This window comes from Fodinibius salsisoli (assembly GCF_026229185.1).
Lineage (GTDB): Bacteria > Bacteroidota > Rhodothermia > Balneolales > Balneolaceae > Fodinibius > Fodinibius salsisoli.
Map to the genome: position 1 here is coordinate 1 of NZ_JAGGJA010000023.1, position 18,979 is coordinate 18,979.

15 protein-coding genes are annotated in these 18,979 nt (G+C 42.6%); 1 reads left to right on the forward strand and 14 read right to left on the reverse strand.

What is annotated here, in order from left to right; all coding sequences use genetic code 11:
• Positions 1-720 precede the first annotated feature (720 nt).
• On the forward strand, positions 721-1,605 hold the full coding sequence (locus J6I44_RS19705) for an MBL fold metallo-hydrolase (RefSeq protein WP_265767984.1): 885 nt from the start codon (positions 721-723) through the stop codon (positions 1,603-1,605).
• Positions 1,606-3,039: 1,434 nt separating this feature from the next.
• On the opposite strand, the gene J6I44_RS19710 is transcribed toward J6I44_RS19705, so the two are convergent.
• The 14 genes from J6I44_RS19710 to J6I44_RS19770 all read right to left on the reverse strand — a co-directional run bounded on the left by J6I44_RS19710 (position 3,040) and on the right by J6I44_RS19770 (position 18,973).
• Complete coding sequence (locus J6I44_RS19710; RefSeq protein WP_265767985.1) at positions 3,040-4,365, reverse strand: nucleotide sugar dehydrogenase; 1,326 nt, start codon at positions 4,363-4,365, stop codon at positions 3,040-3,042.
• 526 nt (positions 4,366-4,891) lie between these two features.
• Positions 4,892-5,068 (reverse strand): type II toxin-antitoxin system PemK/MazF family toxin, encoded by a 177-nt coding sequence (locus tag J6I44_RS20965; protein ID WP_350356725.1) that lies wholly within the window; start codon positions 5,066-5,068, stop codon positions 4,892-4,894.
• Between the two features lie 139 nt (positions 5,069-5,207).
• Positions 5,208-5,438: a hypothetical protein gene (locus J6I44_RS19715; RefSeq protein WP_265767986.1), complete on the reverse strand. Its 231-nt coding sequence runs from the start codon at positions 5,436-5,438 to the stop codon at positions 5,208-5,210.
• Between the two features lie 1,665 nt (positions 5,439-7,103).
• Positions 7,104-8,342 carry an MraY family glycosyltransferase gene (locus J6I44_RS19720; protein WP_265767987.1) on the reverse strand — a complete coding sequence of 413 codons (1,239 nt, stop codon included), beginning with the start codon at positions 8,340-8,342 and terminating at the stop codon, positions 7,104-7,106.
• Between the two features lie 2,353 nt (positions 8,343-10,695).
• Positions 10,696-10,926, reverse strand: coding sequence for a hypothetical protein (locus J6I44_RS19725; RefSeq protein WP_265767988.1), 231 nt, complete (start codon positions 10,924-10,926; stop codon positions 10,696-10,698).
• A gap of 127 nt (positions 10,927-11,053) precedes the next feature.
• Positions 11,054-11,257, reverse strand: coding sequence for a hypothetical protein (locus J6I44_RS19730; RefSeq protein WP_265767989.1), 204 nt, complete (start codon positions 11,255-11,257; stop codon positions 11,054-11,056).
• A 443-nt stretch (positions 11,258-11,700) separates the two neighbouring features.
• Positions 11,701-12,090, reverse strand: a complete 390-nt coding sequence (locus tag J6I44_RS19735) for a type II toxin-antitoxin system VapC family toxin (protein WP_265767990.1) — start codon at positions 12,088-12,090, stop codon at positions 11,701-11,703.
• Positions 12,072-12,278: a hypothetical protein gene (locus J6I44_RS19740; protein WP_265767991.1), complete on the reverse strand. Its 207-nt coding sequence runs from the start codon at positions 12,276-12,278 to the stop codon at positions 12,072-12,074. The genes J6I44_RS19735 and J6I44_RS19740 overlap by 19 nt, the downstream gene beginning before the upstream one ends.
• A gap of 307 nt (positions 12,279-12,585) precedes the next feature.
• Positions 12,586-13,704 (reverse strand): non-hydrolyzing UDP-N-acetylglucosamine 2-epimerase, encoded by a 1,119-nt coding sequence (gene wecB / locus J6I44_RS19745; protein WP_265768020.1) that lies wholly within the window; start codon positions 13,702-13,704, stop codon positions 12,586-12,588.
• Positions 13,705-13,902: 198 nt separating this feature from the next.
• The gene (locus J6I44_RS19750) at positions 13,903-14,772 is read right to left on the reverse strand and encodes a polysaccharide deacetylase family protein (RefSeq protein ID WP_265767992.1); all 870 of its coding nucleotides are present in this window, start codon (positions 14,770-14,772) and stop codon (positions 13,903-13,905) included.
• 30 nt (positions 14,773-14,802) lie between these two features.
• On the reverse strand, positions 14,803-15,795 hold the full coding sequence (locus J6I44_RS19755; protein ID WP_265767993.1) for a GNAT family N-acetyltransferase: 993 nt from the start codon (positions 15,793-15,795) through the stop codon (positions 14,803-14,805).
• 77 nt (positions 15,796-15,872) lie between these two features.
• Positions 15,873-16,985, reverse strand: coding sequence for a DegT/DnrJ/EryC1/StrS family aminotransferase (locus J6I44_RS19760; RefSeq protein ID WP_265767994.1), 1,113 nt, complete (start codon positions 16,983-16,985; stop codon positions 15,873-15,875).
• Complete coding sequence (locus J6I44_RS19765; RefSeq protein WP_265767995.1) at positions 16,969-17,868, reverse strand: sulfotransferase family protein; 900 nt, start codon at positions 17,866-17,868, stop codon at positions 16,969-16,971. Before J6I44_RS19765 ends, J6I44_RS19760 begins: the two co-directional genes overlap by 17 nt.
• On the reverse strand, positions 17,849-18,973 hold the full coding sequence (locus J6I44_RS19770) for a DUF1972 domain-containing protein (RefSeq protein ID WP_265767996.1): 1,125 nt from the start codon (positions 18,971-18,973) through the stop codon (positions 17,849-17,851). Before J6I44_RS19770 ends, J6I44_RS19765 begins: the two co-directional genes overlap by 20 nt.
• Between the last annotated feature and the right edge of the window lie 6 nt (positions 18,974-18,979).

Below are 18,979 nucleotides of genomic sequence, written 5' to 3' on the forward strand. Positions count from 1 at the left end.
ACTTATCACCATTAGTTGTGCCATCTGGAACAGTGGGGAATTTTATGACCCGGATCATACCTCCCGGTTTGACCGGGAGAAAAAAGTGGCCTAAGACTTGATAAAGTCATAGCATTCCCTCCGAGCTGTGGTTGGGGAAGGCTATACAGCGCTAACTTTCTTTACTTTAGGCCATCATCCCCCTGAATTTGCAGATTAACCGCTGCAAATTTATCTTCCTTCCCCGAATAGCTCGGGGCAAGCTAAGGGGATTCTGAGCTCTTTTTTCATTTCTCGATTTACCAATAGAAGATTTCTTCCTGCCACTCGAAATGACTGGACAAGGTGATTCAAAATCACGCTATGTTCTCCCTTCCCTACCAGTAGGAAAGGGCTGGCCTGCACTACGAAGTACAGCCTACGTAGCCACGCCTGTTCAAGAAATTTCTACATTCGTTAAGCTACTTTGGCGTAGTGGACTTTTAACGTAGTGGTGGGATGGTTAAAAAGGGACACAAATTTTTCCGATGGGCATTGTCCTTTTTGTAGAAATAAAAAAAAGAAGTCGTTTTCCCCCTCCGGAAGAGGCCTTAGAAGGGAGACTGACAGCTTCATAACTGAGACTCCCCAATGAAAGGTTTTCTTCTTCCATACTTAAAACGTAACACTTTGGACTTTATATTAAATATTTGATTCTTTTCTGTAAGTTAGTCCAAAACTAATAACTTCGATTACATACCCATGGAACTATCAGACCTATCCTTTGGACCTTTCCATTTATACACCATTGAAACCGGCCGTTTTCGTTTGGATGGGGGGGCAATGTTCGGTGTAGTCCCCAAGACACTCTGGTCTCGTTATATTGAAGCCGATGATGATAACCGTATTCCCATGGCTATGCGGTGTCTGCTTATCACCTCCGAAAATACCGGCCGCACCTACCTGGTAGATAACGGTTGCGGAACCAAGTTTGATGAAAAATATGAACAGATCTACCAGCTGGATTACACCCATAGCACCCTTAAAGATTCCCTCAAATATCACGGCTTTGATCCCGAAGACATTACCGACCTTATCTTCTCACACCTGCATTTTGATCATTGTGGCGGCACCACCTATTATAATGAGCAGCAAGAAATTCAGCATACCTTTCCCAATGCCACCTACCATGTAACCCAGGAACATCTACAAACAGCTACCAGCCCCAACGCCCGTGAAAAGGCCAGCTTCCTGCCCGACAACATAGCCCCCATCGCAAAATGGGGTAAGCTTAATGTAGTGGATGAAAATCATGAGTATGAAGAAGGATTGCAGGCCCTGCCGGTCAATGGTCATACGCTCGGGCAGCAACTACCCAAACTTACCTTTGGCGATGAGACCATTGTCTTTATGGGTGATCTGCTCCCCACACACGTTCATCTCCCCCTGCCCTGGATCATGGGGTATGACATGTATCCCGTACAAACGCTGACTGAAAAAGAACGCCTTTTAGACCAGGCCGTAGAAAACAACTGGCATCTTTTCCTGGAGCATGATGCAGAAGAAGAGGTTATTACCATAGCATCTGAAAAAGGAAGGTATGTGATAAATAAGCGATTGCGGCTCAGCGATATTCCCGGCAAATAACTCCACGTGCGCACTACCATTGTTTCTTTCCCTTTTGCCGTGTCTGCCCATTTTATCCTCTCCCTAATGTCAGGATTAGAGAGAGGAACATTTTGAAGCTTAATAATAGAAGATTTCTCTCCGCCGACTGGCGAAATATCAATATCCCGGCCCAACGAATCATTGGCGAGGCTTAAAGAATGATCAAAAGTCATCCCCCATGGCCCCCTTCAAAGGGGGACATGTAGCTTTATCTCTCCTTTTACTGGTCTTTAGCCTTTAACATTCCGGCATCAGAATACGGTGCGGAAGCCGAGGGGAATCAGAAAGAATGGTTGTCCGAGTCTAGATTCTTCAGGATGAGTTTCCATTCTTTCCCGAGGAAGCGACCCAATATACACCTGATGAATCCATCAGCCTGCCCCTTGGAATATCACGCAGTGACCCGCCCGGATTCCATGGGACGGTGTGTTTTTGGGTTACTTTTTTGATCATTCAAAAAAGTGATAGCAGAATGGCATTGCTTAACAATACGACAGTCATTCCTTTCGCCTTTATTCTTGACCCGCTCCTATCCCCTCCCTAATGTTAGGATTAGGGAGAGGGATATTTTGCAGCTAAAAACTAAAAGGGGTTCTCTCTTCTCACGACGGCTGGCGGAATTCGTTCTAATATGACTGTGATAGTTGATTAAAAAATATGCCTTTACTCCCTTCCCTGACCCATGGAATCCTCCGAAGAATCGGAGGGCCACAGCGTAGTATCCCCCAAGACCTGCTTGTAGAGAGAGAATCTTCTTACTCATCGGATGAGTGACAGGATCCATAACAAGCATTGAGCAAGATCACTCATCCGATGAGTGATACCAGCCAATTTCCCATTTGCCCCCAGTGGAATAAGATTTCACAGGTCAGGTCGGGGATGGGTCAAAAAAGAGCAAAACTCCCCCCGATAAGTTGACAGCCTATGTCCCCACTTGAGACTCCTCGTCACCGGCTCCTCGGAGTGACATGCACGGCATTGAGCTAACTCTTGACCGTCACAAGTTACAAACTTGCGACAGTAAAAAATTCAACTCCAGAAGATTCTCCCCTTATAAAAGGGGGTTAGGGGGATTTATGGATACTTAAAACCGAACAAGGCTTTGAGGGAGTTAAACTCTCGTTAGTCAATAGCATGAGCTAAAACCGGCGGGAGTACAACTCCCCTGGAGCTGTGAACCTTTAGACTTAACACTCACGGACTTTGCAAAACTTAGCTTGTCATCCTGTCCCTCCCGAGTAGTCGGAATCGGGATCAGGATCTTCCTCAAAGTTTACTAAAATCATATGAGATGCTGTCCCGAATTCTCGGGATCAGCATGACAAGGTCTGATAGTTTTGTTTTACAAGGTCCTCTAACTTAAAACGCCCTGCCCTCTCAATTCCTAATTTTTAATTCTTCATTGCCCATTCCCTACGCCTGCCACACCTGCTCAGGATTCTTCGCGTAGCCATTCATCGCATCGCGGGTGTCGATGATGCACTCCGACCACTCCGCCAGCTGCTCATAGTCGATATCCGAATGGTTCGTGGCAATGATCACCGCATCATAGCTGCGGATATTTTCCTCGCTCCACGCAATCGACTCCGTGCCCGTCCACTCCGCATGCTCCCGCGTCGGCTTGATGACCGGGATATGCGAATCGTAATAGGCTACCTCCGCCCCGTACTCTTTCAGCAGGTCCAGGATCTTGAAGGTCGGCGACTCCCGCATGTCGTCCACATCCGGCTTGTAGGCCAGTCCCAGGACCAGCACGCGGCTTCCGTTCATCGGCTTCTTGTGGGCATTCAGGGCCTTCAGCGTCTGGTCCATCACGTATTGCGGCATGGAGGTATTAATCTCCCCCGCCAGCTCAATAAAGCGGGTGTTCTGTTCATACTCCCGTGCCTTCCACGTCAGGTAAAAGGGATCGATGGGGATACAGTGCCCCCCGAGCCCCGGACCCGGCACAAACTTCATAAAGCCAAAGGGCTTCGTATCGGCGGCATCCAGCACCTCATGCACGTCAATATCCATCTCCTGGAAGACCACCTTCAGCTCGTTCACCAGGGCGATGTTGACCGCCCGGAACACATTCTCGGTAATCTTCACCGCCTCGGCCGTCTTGGTATCAGAGACCGGCACCGTCTGCACGATGGCCGTGTCATAAAGCGCGCAGGCCAGCCTGATGGCCTCCTCCCCATGGCCGCCCACAACTTTGGGAATCTTGGCGGTATTGAAGTTCACATTCCCGGGATCTTCGCGTTCGGGGCTGTAGGCCACATAAAAATCCTCTCCTGATGTCAGGCCGGACTTCGACTCCAGGATGGGGATGATCAGCTCTTCGGTGGTCCCCGGATAGGTGGTAGACTCTAAAATAACCAGCTGGCCTTTCTGCAGGTGCTCACCAACGGTAAAACAGGTACGCTCTACGTACTGCATATCCGGCTCGCGGTGTTCATCCAGCGGCGTAGGCACGCAGAGCAGGACCGCATCCACTTCCGCAAGACGATCAAAATCGGTGGTTGCATCGGCCCGGTCGCTTTGTGCCAGCTTCCCCATCATCTCTTTGCCCAGGTGCTTAATGTATGGACGCCCCTCCCGGATGCAATTGACCTTTTCTTTATCGATATCAAAGCCCAACACCGGCATGTTTTCATTGTGGAAGGTCCACATCAGGGGTAGACCCACATAGCCCAGCCCTACAATACCGATGGCAAACTCTTTGTCATCTATTTTTTTGAGTAGCTCTTGAAGCATGAATTTTATGGCTGATTATAAATTTTATAAGACGCTGAATATAAGCAAATGTTATAAGAATATGGAATACCTATTATTGAAGGCCGTACTTTAATTTATGTTCCCGTTCACGGAAGCCGAAAATTAGAGCATTTCATACTCATCGGATGAGTACCAAAAGACATGGTTACATATTCGGTCAAATCACTCATCCGATGAGTGATAAACCTATGGACTTGCTAAACTTTTATAGCTCGCTTCCCTATCCTGTCATCTCGACCATTGGGAGAGATCTTCTACTCGCAGGGCAGGAGATTTAGAGGCTGCAAAGCTGGAACGGGCACTTCCAAGGCCCAACCTGTTATAGATGCCACAGGTCATCCCCCTGAATTTGCAGTAAAAAGCGCTGCAAATTTTCCCCCTTCGAAGGGGGACTCCAAACTTTTCTTCATTTTTCAGCTTACCAATACAAGATCCGGGAGATCACCGCGGTCGCAACAGGTGTTCCCTTGTGATGACAACCCCTAATTTCAAATCAAATACCCTACTATTTCAGTCCAAGTAAAACTTTCAGCTTCTTATTCAGCTCTTTTAATCTTGATTCAGAAATAGTCCCCAGGCGACCTAAAATTAAATTCTTTTCGAGAGTCGTAATTTTTGCCAATCTAACAAGAGACTTTTTCTTCAAGCCATTCAATTCTGTCGGTTCTAAAAAAGGTCTCACTCCTTTTTCCAATGTAATTGTGTAGTAAGAAAAGCCAATGTTACATCATCTTCATCATCTACTAAAACCACGGCCGGTCTCCTCTTAGTTGAAGATAAATCCGTAAAAGGAAAGGGAACTAACACAATATCTCCTTTCCTCATAATTCCTCGTCACCTTTAAGATCCTCAAGGGTATATAACTCTTCTTCGTCATGTAAAAAATCAAAAGATTTGCCCTTCTCTGCCTGTTGTTGGATCTCATCCACCAATCCCCTCTCAGCAACTTTAGACAGCAAGAAATCCACAAAATCCTTTGCTTCTTTCAACTCAACATCATCAAGCTGATGAAGCTTTTCTATTGTATTTTTTAAAACTTGATCTCTTTTCATTGTTCAGGAATTAAATAGCTTTGGACACGATCATTGCACTAAGAATGTTGCTACATTAATAAAACTTAAACAAATATTATTCATATTTCACTATTTAACAACCGGTGGTGTTAAAAACAGTCCGGAATACGGTATCAGTCTAACTATTGGCAGTCCACGGATAGTATACGGCCCACACACTCCGCCCGGCACTAAAGTACCAGTCTATGGATGTCCTTGACGAAAACCCTGACAAGCAGGTTTCGCAGCTCGAACTATCCTGCTATCGTAAAAACCCTTCAGATGCTACTCGGACCTTTATTAGGAGATCCCTCCACTGCGGATCCCCAAACGTGTTCCTGCCCCACTTACATAGTTAATTATTGAGAATCCCTATTCAGGGGATGTAGGGCTCCACCCGGTCATTTAGATAATATGCATCTGATGTGTGGACAGGCCTGGTTTCCGTTTCTTTTTTGACCCACTCCTATCCTCTCCCTAACATTAGGGAGAGGGACATTGTGCAGCCTAACAATAGAAAATCCGGGAGATCACCGCGGTCGCAACAGGCGCTCCCTCGTGATGACAGCCCTCCTCGGAGTGACGGCTTGGGATAATATAGGGATGCTTTTTACACTGTTCCAAGTTACAAACTTGAAACAGTTTGGGGCTAAAAACCGATCGAGAGTACAACTCCTCTTCGAGCTGTGATGCCTCTTATATGCAGGCCGCTGAAACAACCTGCAAGAGATCGGTAGGTCGGGAAGCTGTCCCGACCATGCTTGATTTAATATCCATACTACTACACAGAAAAGATCTATAGAATGTTAAATTAGAGCATTTCATGCTGCTTTTTTTGTCAGTAGAGGTACCTAAGCAAAATAAATTTCGCTCTACAATTCTGCTAAACTTTTATAGCTCGCTTCCCCACCCTGTCATCTCGATCCCGACTACTGTCGGGGAAGAGATTTTCTACTCGCAGGCCAGGAGATTTAGGGGTTGCAAAGCTGGAACGGGCACTTCCAAGGCCCAACCTGTTATAGATGCCACAGGTCATCCCCCTGAATTTGCAGTAAAAAACGCTGCAAATTTTCCCCCTTCGAAGGGGGACTCCAAACTTTTCTTCATTTTCCAGTTTACCAATAGAAGATCCTGAAGATCATCACGGTCGCAACAGGTGTTCCCTCGTGATGACAGCCCTCCTCGGAGTGACGGCTTGGACTCTCGGCTTTCAAGTGGATTCGGCTCTGGATATCAACCTTTCCCAAGCTATTCGGGAGGGGCAGCGGATTTAGAGATAGAGAATCTAAGCGAAATAAATTTCGCTCTACAACCGAGAATTCGAGCATTTCCCTAACTGGCGCAAGTTTGCAACTTGGGCCTTCAACTGAAGGGGAGATTAGATTGTGACAGGTGGCCTACAATAGTAGGCCGGACATCTCGTCCGGCTGATAGCATCTTTATTATAGTTGTTACAGTCGGGAAAAATTCCCGACCTACATATGGAATACTGTCCTGTTTCCCATTTGAGACTCCTCGTCGTTGGCTCCTCGGGATGACAAGGCGAGATAATATGGGGCTGCTTTACACTGTTCCAAGTTACAAACTTGAAACAGCAGAGAAATGGAATTAGAGCATTGCCCGAACATTCAACCTTCTACATCCAACATTTAACATCCGGAGTACTTAAACCGCAATCTTATCCTGTTCGCTCTCTTCCTTATCCGATAAATCGTAGACCTTGGACGCGGAACCGTTTTCAACAATATTGCTTAACAGGTCAACACCTCGCTCCTGGTCAAACTGCAGGCCCCATTTGTAGCTATACCAGCGCTGCCACTTGCGGCCAAAGACCTTTGAAAAGAGACGTCGTTTAAACCCATTAGTAGGAAAGATGAGCAGGCAAGAGCCTACCACCAGCCCCAGCATCACATTTACATTCAGAGTCGTCTGGCTAAGGAGCAGTGCAAAACCCACTACCAAAGAGCTTAAAACATAAAGCGTCGTTGAGGCCCATTTATGCGAGAGTCCCATACGAAGCAGTTCATGATGCACATGATCCTGCCCCGGCCGGAATATTGAGCGACCTCTTCGTAATCGCTTAACAACGACGCGGAGCGTATCAAAGAGTGGAAAAGCCAGGATAGCAACCGTAAGTACCGATACCGTATTGCCAAACAAGGCCGTAAAGGCCGGTACACTACCCAGGTTTAAAAAAGCAATCGCTTGTACTGAAAGCAAAAAGCCCAATATCATGGATCCCGTATCGCCCATAAAGATGGAAGCCGGGCTAAAGTTATAACGCAGAAATCCTAATAACGCCCCGGCCAGGCATAACGAAAAAGCAACCATGGGCCATTGGCCTGCGAACATAAATCCCGCCCCAAATAACAGCGAAGCAAGGACGCCAAAGCCTCCGGCCAGCCCGTCGATACCATCAATTAAGTTTACCGCATTAATAACGACTATCACCGTGAACAACGTAATCGGCAAGGCTATCCATAACGGTATTTCTGCCAGGCCGAACATCCCATAAAAATCATTAATAATGATGCCGGAGCCATACATAACCAAGCCGACCGCAGATATCTGGGCTCCCAGCTTTACTTTCGCCGACAGGGTCACCAGGTCATCCTTAAGGCCAACAAAGAATAAGATGACTAATGCTGCTACCAAGTAAGAAAAACCGGTAAAGCTGTCCGACCAGGAACTGATAGCAAAGCTCAAAAGGAAAGAAGCAAATATAGCAATTCCTCCCAGGGTGGGTATGGACTCTGAATGTATTTTACGGCTGTAATCCGGATGATCAAACAGATTACGCCTATTCGCCGCTCTGATAATGACAGGAATGGAAAAAGAGGATATCAAATAAGCAAATAGGACCATCCCGCCCATCATCACCCTGTCCTGTAACAAGTATTCCATAGAATATGATTAATTCATCGGTATACGCCTCATCTTATATTTCGTTCTGAAGATAACACATTAATACCTTTGACACAATATTAACAATTCTTAACGTCTGTTTATAGTAAAAGCTGCCATTAAATGTTCCAATGAATTTCTATTACAGAATCTATCGTCAATGCGCCTTTACTTCTAATGTTAATGACCAAGCCATCTCTATTTCAGGTATAGATTTTCTATTCGGAGGCCGCACCCTTAACAACTGAGCTATTGTTTCTATCCCTTTTGCCGTGTTGGACCTGCTCAAAAGTGACAACCTGGACTCTCGGCTTTCAAGTGGATTCGACTCTGGATATTGAGGCTGTCCAAAAAGTCCAAACTCTGGAATGGGGCCTAAATAATTAAAGTATATCAATCTCCCTAAATCCCTCTTCTCCAAAGCCTGTCCCGACCACTGTCGGGGAGGGACTTTAAAAGGGCCTTGATGGCATTTTGAGCGATATCGAAGTCTAAGAGTTCCTCCTTGCGTGTCCCGAGCGATTCGGGGGAGAAGGAGGACAGGAGGATTGACCAATCGATTGAAATCATAGACCTCATTTGTTTAGGAATCTGATTGTTGACTGTGATTTTTGGGACAGCCACACAGGGGGATTTAACTTGCCTGGTCCCGACACATCGGGATTTCCTGGGTGAAAAATAATAATGGAAGCATCGCATTATTTAATAACCGAGTTATCGTTTCTTTTGCCTTTTATTTTGACCCACTCCTATCCTCTCCCTAACATTAGGGAGAGGGACATTGTCCTGCTTAACAATAGAAGATTTCTGGCCGCCAACGGGCGGATCGAAATGACATTGTAAGCCCCCCCTTTCTTTTTTAACCCACACATGGTCATCTCGAATGCAATAAGAGCCCCCCTACTCGCAGGCCAGGAGATTTAGGGGTCGCAAAGCTGGAACGGACACTTCCAAGGCCCAACCTGTTATAGATGCCACAGGTCATCCCCCTGAATTTGCAGTAAAAAGCGCTGCAAATTTTCCCCCTTCGAAGGGGGACTCCAAACTTTTCTTCATTTTCCAGCTTATCAATAGAAGATCCGGGAGATTACCGCGGTTGCAACAGGCGCTCCCTCATGATGACAGCCCTCCTCGGAGTGACAACCTGGACTCTCGGTTTTCAAAGGGATCGACTCTGGATATTCCCCCTTTCAAAACCTGTCCCGAGCTATTCGGGAGGGGGACAGGGGGATTTAGAGGTAGAGAATCTTAGCGTAATTAATTTCGCTCTACAATTCTGCTAAACTTTTATAGCCCGCTTCCCTATTCTGTCATCTCGACCAGCGGGAGAGATCTTTTATTCCCAGGGCAAAATCCTCAACAGTAGAAGATTTCTCTCTCCACCTGCGTTCCGTTCGAAATGACATTGTAAGATCCCCCTTTCTTTTTTACCCCACACAGTCATCTCGAATGCAATAAGAGCCCCCCTACTCGCAGGCCAGGAGATTTAGGGGTCGCAAAGCTGGAACGGACACTTCCAAGGCCCAACCTGTTATAGATGCCACAGGTCATCCCTCTGAATTTGCAGTAAAAAGCGCTGCAAATTTTCCCCCTTCGAATGGGGACTCTGAGCTTTTCTTCATTTTCCAGCTTACCAATAGAAGATTTCTCGCTCCGCTCCCCGATTGGCTCGGGACACGGCGAAATGACGGTAAGAGTAAGTAAAAAAACGAATGCCATACTTAAAAACTGAACACTTACCTACTTGCTGCTTTATACTATACGAACAAACACCCCTCCTCCCGAGAAATCGGGACGGCACTCCCCTGAAGGGGAGATATCTGCCGACAAATGTAAAGCCAGTGATACCTTAGAATCATGCTCCTTTTAGCATTCCGACCTAACATAAATTCTGCTGGAACAAGTGACCGAAGCCGAAGTGTAAAAAATCATTTCCTGTCTGAAAGTTGCGCTTTTGGCAACTTGAGTTAAATGATTTTAACGGAGGCAAAGAGAACGGCAGCAAGAATTTATTCAGACGGTGGCTTTTTTGCGTTTCGTTTTTTGGCCAACCAAAAAATGGAACAAGAAAATAGCCCATTACAGTAGAAGATTTCTCATTCCGCTAACGCTCCCCGATTGGCTCGGGGCACGGCGAAATGACGGTCAGGGGGGATAGCTCATACAAGAAGAAAAGCCATAGCTCTCATCATCACCTCCATACTGTCATCTCGACCAGCGGGAGAGATCTTCTACTCTAAAGGCAGAGCGTGACATCGATACTGGCTGACACACTCTTTGGACAAGTACCGTTATTAAGGGTCGGGAAAGCTTCCCGACCTACATATTTAAGGGGGACTCTGTGTTCCATCAACTAATTTCTAAATTGCTCAAGCAGCTCAGCATCCGCTAAATCTTTCGTCCTGCTACTGGATCGTTTATTTATAATCAGATCATCCAAAGAGATAAAACTGATCCCCTGTCCCCCAAGTTCGCTGTTTTCTCTATTACGATAGGCCTCCTGAAATGAAACCCCACTTATACCGGTCATAATATCTATCCTCACCGGTTCATATCCCAGCTGGAGAATTTTATCATTCCCCATAAAATCCTCTTGACTTAGAGCGAGTTCACCAAAACCAAATTCACCAAGCACCGTCAAAAGCCGCTTTATATTTTCTTTTGAATTATTGACAAAAAATGGGGAAGCCTACACAACGAGATACTCAACACTATGCTCGTTCAACAATTCGATAAACTCTTTGTAATCCTTCTCGAGCCTCATAGCCTCCCTTTTCCTTTAGGAACAATCTAATATACTGCTCTCGTAAATCCTGGAGTATGCTTAGACGTTCTTCCGGTGATTTGGATTTCCAATAGGTAATATCTTCCTGTTCAGCCTTATCTCTGCTTAAAAAACGGGCTTCTTTAATCATAAATAGTTATTTTGCAAATAGATATTACATACTAATGTAACAATTAAAATGATACTCTGATATTGCTTTTCCAAATTTGTTGCAGGTTCCCTATGCTACCTTTTTTAACGCAGAGCGCGCAGAATACGCCCTACAAGACCTATCAGGTTTTGAAAACCTGATAGGTCTGTTACTTACGTCCCCGGCACTTCCCATTTTGATATAAACCACGTCTGATTGAAAATTCCTAATTCATAATTTGTAACTCTCCGCGTTCTTTCATTTTGACCCCATCTTATTCTTCCCCTACCAGGCAGGGGAAGAGACGCTTTGATCCAGATCTTACTCAGCTTAATAATTTAGTCTTCATATTCTATACCTTTTTAACACAGAGTACAGAAAGCACAGTCATATTTTGTCCGTGCCCTTTGTGTTCCAACCCTCAGTGCCCTCCCTGTTCTATTCTACGTTTGATATAATTTTAGCTCTTCAATATATCTGAAATCTTTTTTATTCCGAGTATAAAGCGGGATATCTTCTACAATAGCAGTAGCTGCTATAAGTCCATCCGGTAATGACAAGTTATGGCTCAATGAATAGGTATCCATCAGATCCATAAAGCATTCATCTATAGCCGGATCGAGATGTAAAAGATGAAGATGAGCGATATCCTGACGAATTTGCTGATATTCTTCCTTATTTAACGCACCAAACAGAAGTTCTCCGGCAGTGACAATACTTATAGCTATAGAATTCTGCCCAATAGCCTGTAGCTTTTTTAGCGTATCCGGATGCTCTTTATAGAAATCAATAATGATATTTGTATCACAAAGTACTAACGACTTCTCTTCCATGCCTGCTTTCTTAATTCCCTGGCATCAATGTCTCGGCCTTTCCACATTCCGGCAGACGAAAAAAAATCATACGCCTCATCCACCTTTTTTCCGCTTTGTTGGATCTCTATAAAGTCAAACTCCTCCAACAGCTTCATCAAAAAACCAATCTTTTTATCATCTTTTATGGTCAGCGTTATTTTCTTCATAATTGATTATTTCCAATAGTTATTTATCATAATATATTAAAATACAAATTTCCTCCATACTTTTGAACACAGAGTACCCAGAGAACCCACAAAGTACACAGTTAATATTTTTCTCCGTGGGCGCCGTGTTCTTTCATTTTTGACCCCATCTTATTCTTCCCCTACCAGGCAGGGGAAGAGACGCTTTGATCCAGATCTTACTCAGCTTAATAATTTAGTCTTCATATTCTATACCTTTTTAACACAGAGTACAGAGCTTATATTTTTCTCTGCGCCCTCTGTGATCAAACCCCGTGTCCTCTGCGTTCTATGCTTTTTTCAACACTCTGATTGAAAATTCCCAATTCATAATCGCTTCCACAATCCGCTCCGCCGTATGCCCATCCCAATACAGCGGCTTCGGCAAGTCTTTTTGACCGGCCACTCCATTTTGCAGGTGCTTTTCAATATGATCCAAAATCACCTTTGGATCCGTACCTACCAGCGTATTCGTCCCTTCCGTAATGGTAATAGGCCGCTCCGTATTCTCACGCGCCGTCAAACAAGGAACGCCCAAAGCCGTGGTCTCTTCCTGGATGCCGCCTGAATCGGTCAGGACCAGTCGGGCATTGTTCATCAGGTTTACATTATCGAGGTAGCCCACCGGCTCCAGCAGGTGTAAGTTTGCTATGGACTCAAGTCGCTCCCACAACTCAAACTGCTCGGCTCGGTTCTTGGAGCGCGGATGTACGGGCCATACCAGCGGTATATCGGAGGCCGTCTCTTCCAGGATATCCACAAAGTTGTTAAGCGTCTCTTCCTGGTCCACATTCGAGGGACGGTGCAGTGTCACCAGCCCGTATTTTCGTGCATCGAGCCCAAGGTCGCTCAGTATGGTTGATTCGCCCGACCGCTCCCGCATATTGAAAAGCGTATCGATCATGATATTCCCCACAAAACGGATCTTTGCATCAGGTATGCCCTCTTTCTTCAGGTTCATATTGCCATCAATGGAAGGCGTCAGCAGCAGATCGGCAATACTGTCGGTCAGCACCCGGTTGATCTCTTCGGGCATCTCTCGGTCGTAGCTGCGCAGGCCCGCTTCTACATGCGCCACCTTGATACCCATCTTATTGGCCACAATGGTACAGGCCATGGTGGGATTGACATCCCCCACTACCACCACCCAATCGGGCTGCTCTTCTTCAAGCACTTGCTCAAACTCGGTCATCACTTTGGCGGTCTGTACGGCATGGCTGCCACTACCCACTCCCAGATGGTGGTCGGGAGCCGGTATCCCCAGTTCATCAAAAAATATTTTGGACATTTCATAGTCGTAATGCTGACCGGTATGCAACAACTGTGCTTCTATCTCTTGATGGTTTTTGTATTCTTCTAATAAGGGCGCAACCTTCATAAAATTAGATCGAGTGCTTGCTACGTTGATTACCTACATTATGGATTACTATAATTAATTTGTTCATGTTTTTGCGAATTCTATAAACAGATACTTGTCCACTGAAGCCATGTTTATGCTAAAAATCTTTGGCAGACTATACCTTATGCGAAGATAAGCTATGATTTCACATAGGCCTATTATCAGTAGTTTTTATTCAATATTTTAACAAAAAAATAATATACCTTTCTATTTAGAAGGCCTATCACCATTAACTCGGTTCAAAACGTTCCAATCATTTAATACCTCCTGACAAGTACCAAAGGTAAAATTTTGGAGCAACATATTTAATTTACCTTTAGTTGTACTTAGGCCGATATAACATTTAAACCGTCTATTCAAAGGCATTCGTACTCTCGGACAATCGGGAGCAAAATCTCTTGGATGGAGGTAGACCACACCTGGTATCTCCCTTTTTTCCAGTTGGTTAAAGCCATATTTAATGACGGATTTCGGCCAGAAACGCAAATATCCTCCACCGCTAAATGGAATATTCATTGATCCAAATGATATCATACTCATTGGCAATTCAGCAAACCGAGTGTCAAAATATTCTTTGGAGAGAATCTGAGGACCTTGTTCAATGTCGTAGCCACCATGACCTCGCTGGGCAGGGAACAAACTGGCATCATATTCTATACCCATTTCACTCATTACTTCAAAGGCCCATTCATTTCCCTGTGTAATTGAAAAAGAAGGTGCCCTATATCCTTTTATCTTGGAGCCGATTAAATCTTCCAACACCTCTACAGATTGTTTCAAATAATCATGAAACTGATCAGGCGATAATGTGTTTACCCGGTAGTGCCAATAGCCATGGGTACCAATTTCGTGTCCTCGGGCGGCTATATCTCTTACAAGACTGGGATATTTCTGGGCAACCCATCCCAAAACAAAAAAAGTAGCCTTTACTCCATATCTATCTAAAATGTCTAAGATTAGATTTGTCTTGTCCTCAACAATGGAAGGATATTGCTCCCAATTTCCCCGCCGCTCAAGCTGAGGAAGCCCTGCTATATGGAACCAATCTTCAATATCAAACGATAAAGCGTGTTTCAAGGATTTTACAGTTATCTTAAAATGGTCAAATTAATACACCCTTTTTGAAAAGAATGGACCTATTTTATCTGCAATAGATTTAGGGATTTTAGCCCATATATCAGCCAAAAAATCCATATTCTTAACATTCATATCCGAGGGATTACTATAATTAAAATATAGCTGTTTATCCTCTGTCCCCCATTGTTTTTTAAATCTGTGAGAACCACTCCCTTCTGTTGCCCGGCCAAATGAAAAAATATCATACCCTTGATTAATACTGTACGCAATCATCTTCCAATACAAGAAGTTATTTGCCCCAAACTTGCTGTATTCCCAAAGTGATGCAGCCCAAGGGACTTCTACAAAGTTTTTATAGGTCATTATTATAGATGAACTGACCGGTTTATCTTCATAATAATTAATAAATAATTTAGCCTCACCAAATTCATAATCCTCTAAAATGTTAGAAAACAGTGATCTTGTAAGCACGGGAGACCCTAACCTATGCATTATGTCAGAATATACGGTATAGAATTCATCAAGAAGTTCTACTCCACCTATTTCCGTTTCAATGCCTTCCTTTCTTCCCTTGCGAACTTCCGTCCTTTTATCCCCATCAAAAAACTCCATCTGTTCATCTTCAGAGTCCTGCAGGTTTAAGAATGCTGAAATTTTTTTGCTGTTGGTTTCCTCGACAAGATCATCTGAAATCCCATGGAAGGATCGTATTTCGAACTCTGCATCGAAGTAGCTGAATATTTCTCTATATACTTCATCTTTATCATACTCTTCTGATAAAAAACATCCTCCATATGAAAAATGTGGCATAGAAACTATCGTATTACCCACTTGACAACAAGGGAAAATTCCTATGACAGTTTCATCATCATAGAGCAATACACTTTTATCATTAAATTTAAATGTTTTTTCAATTATACTACCCAAGGATGGATTATGGGCAATCGTTGGTTGGCCCGGATAATGATCAACAAATGTATTCCAATCTTCTTGATTATTGGCTTGCAGCTTTTCAATCCTCATGAATTCAAAATTATTTAAGATTGCCTAATTAAAAATTGCTCATAGTATAAAAATCAGCTTACAGCTATACAACTATATTATTCTTTTAGCAAGGTAGATATTTTATGCACTATTTCTTTACTAATTCCTAAGTGAGTTGGTAGCGTAATTAAAAACTCTTCCAAGAAGTTCGAATTTTTGAGTTTACAGTTAGATGAAACATTGTCAAATTCTTTGCTGATAAAAATATTATTTCGATACATTTTTCTAACACCCATCCTATATAATACCTCTGGGATACTATCATTCTCATGTATAATTGGGAAACGAATAAATATAGAACTCGTATTAGCTGTTATTAACTCCTCATCCAAAGATGAAGAATAAAGAGCTGCTACCTTTTTTCTATGATCGTTTAATTCTTTCAGATAAGTATTTTTGTCAGCTATTACATTTTTCAAAAATGGTATCTTTGAGCAAGTATATTCATCTGCTTTATATTTTTGAATGCTATCTCTCTTTGACAGATATAACATTTCTATTAATGAATAAGATACAGAATTCTTACCCAGTTGTAATAAACCTAAATTCAATAAAAATCTAATTTTTCTATGAACCTCACTGGGATTATAAACTTCCTCAAGTCCCCAAAACTTTTCATTGTTTATCCTTAATAGACCTCCCATACCTAATGGCAAAGGTTTGCCTCTATCAAAACTGTATAATTGAAAATCTCCCTTTATATTGGAATCCGAGGAAGAGGTTGATAAGTATTGGGAAGAATCGTAGATCACTAAAAGCTCATTCTCCTGAGCAAAATTAAGCACCCTTTCTACATCTATATTCAAGCCAAATAAGTCTTGAAGTAAAATAGCTCTCGTATTTTCAGAGATATTTTTTTTAATTGATGAAAGCGAAGGTTCAAGAGTAGTTTTCTCTATATCATAAAGTTTGATCTTATTTTGAATAAAAGCATAAATTACTGATTCACAAGTATATGCTGGTAACAAAACTTCATCATTGGGTTTTAGTATTTTTTTAGCAATAAAACGGAGCAAACTACGTGCATTTTTACTGATCAGAATAGGAAATTGCCCATCGTATGTAATTTCATTATCTAAGAAAGAAGTTATTTGGTCTTTAGAGTTAGAAAACTCAAACGGAATGGCACTTTCAGCTGGTGGGGTATACATATTATCTATGCCAAACACTGAGATCATTATCAATTAATGAATCTAATTTTTTAATATCTTCATTAAAGAATTCCTTTAATTCTCTTCTTATATCCTGTGCCATTTCTTCCTTTTCTTCAATCATTTTCCCTGATACTTTTTCCAAAACATTTCTCGGAATTACTTTTTTTACCGTCTCCCTGAGCATCAATGAAATTGAATTATTTCTATCTAAAATAAACTTTGCTACAAAATTAGATGGTTCACCCGCACTATTATAGTTAACACTCGAATCATATTGAAAGTTGTTTGATATGGATAAAAATTCTGTAACCCTGCTAATTTCTTGTTCTGGTTGTCTTTTTAAATCTTCCTGTAAAAGAACATGGACATTTGAAAATCTCTCTTTAAATGTTTTTACTTGTTCATAATATAATCCCACCTCTTTATACAACCACATAAAATCATAATTATCTTTTTTACGCTGATCTTCCAATTCCAGAGCATCTTTAAAACTTAATTTTTCACGATTATCTCTTAATAGATGATTATAAGCTGAATATGCTCGCTCTACTGGATTCCGTAATAGAATAATTATCTCAGCATCCCCTAAATAATTATAAATCTTATCTGCAGTAAATTCATGGAAAAACAAATAGTCTGGGCTTGCCTCACCTATTCTTTTACCTTCAACTTTTGCAAAAAGTTTTTTATAGTTTTTTTCTTTCCTTATTACTGCATTATCTATTGTATGATCTCCTGGCCCATTATGTGGAAATTCTAAATGCCGTGAGCTAAAGTAGCGAGGTTCTTTAAGCCCTGCCATCGAAATATCGGGGTGTTTTCTTAATATATTATAGAGAGCGGTTGTTCCGCATCTTGCCGCACCAACAATTAGAAAGTTAGGAAGTTGAGTTTCCATAAATCTCCTTAAAATATTTATAGTACCTGCTAATAATAGATGGCCAGTTATAATACTCTTCTATTCTCTTAAAACCGGCCTCTCGTATTTCATCCCATTCGCTTGCTTCTGGGCTTATCTCTATTTCTTTTAAATGGTTAGAAATATCTTGAGCATCGGAAAAATAAAGGGCTTTATTATCAGTCACTTCACGTGTAAATGAATTATCATGACAAATACACAAGTTTTTTGAAGCCATTGCTTCTAAAAGAGATGGATTGGTTCCACCAACAGAATGACCGTGCAAATATGTTAAAGCACCATACCGAACGGCTTGGAGTTTTTCACTGTCATAGATGCCATCTAAAAACTTAACCTGCCCGTTGCCCAATTCTTTCAAGCTGTTAACATAAGCCGTGTCTTGTAGATTACCTACAACAGCCAAAGGATATTTACGCTTCGTGTTGCTGTACCCTTTTATAATATGATGCACATTATTTTCAGGCTCAAGCCTACTGACGATCAAATGATATTTATTAGCTTCCAGTCCATATGACTTTAAGGTACTATCAATATCATCATGATGTTCCATGAAAATATTTTCATGGGCACCATATTCTATAAAATCACTCTTCTGCCGTCGATTGAACTCTGATTCCATCGCATCCGCAATTGCCCTGGAATCAGATAGATAATATTCGCTGGTCTTTGTCGATAGCCAAAACATCGTATAAAGAGCTATCTTGGTACTCCAAGACCATTTGCTTCTCCACCATCCCATGCCATCTGGGTTGGTAACAAATTTTACTCCCTTCAACTTGGGTATCCAGCAGCTAAAGGCAGCACCCACCCCGCATGAATAAATGATATCTGCTTTGTCTAACACTTTCTTTGTAGAGTCCCAATAATATAAATTGGGGTTCTCTGCTTTCGAATATTTGGAATAGATAAGATCAATATTTTTATATGTCTTTTTAGAATAAAGTTTCTTTTGATACTTATCACAGACAACAATAATACTGACATCATCATACTCACTAAGGCCTAACCCTACCTCTTCCACAAATGTTTCAAACCCACCATATCCTGCGGGAATTCCTCTTGACCCTATAAAAGCTATCTTCATTATAAT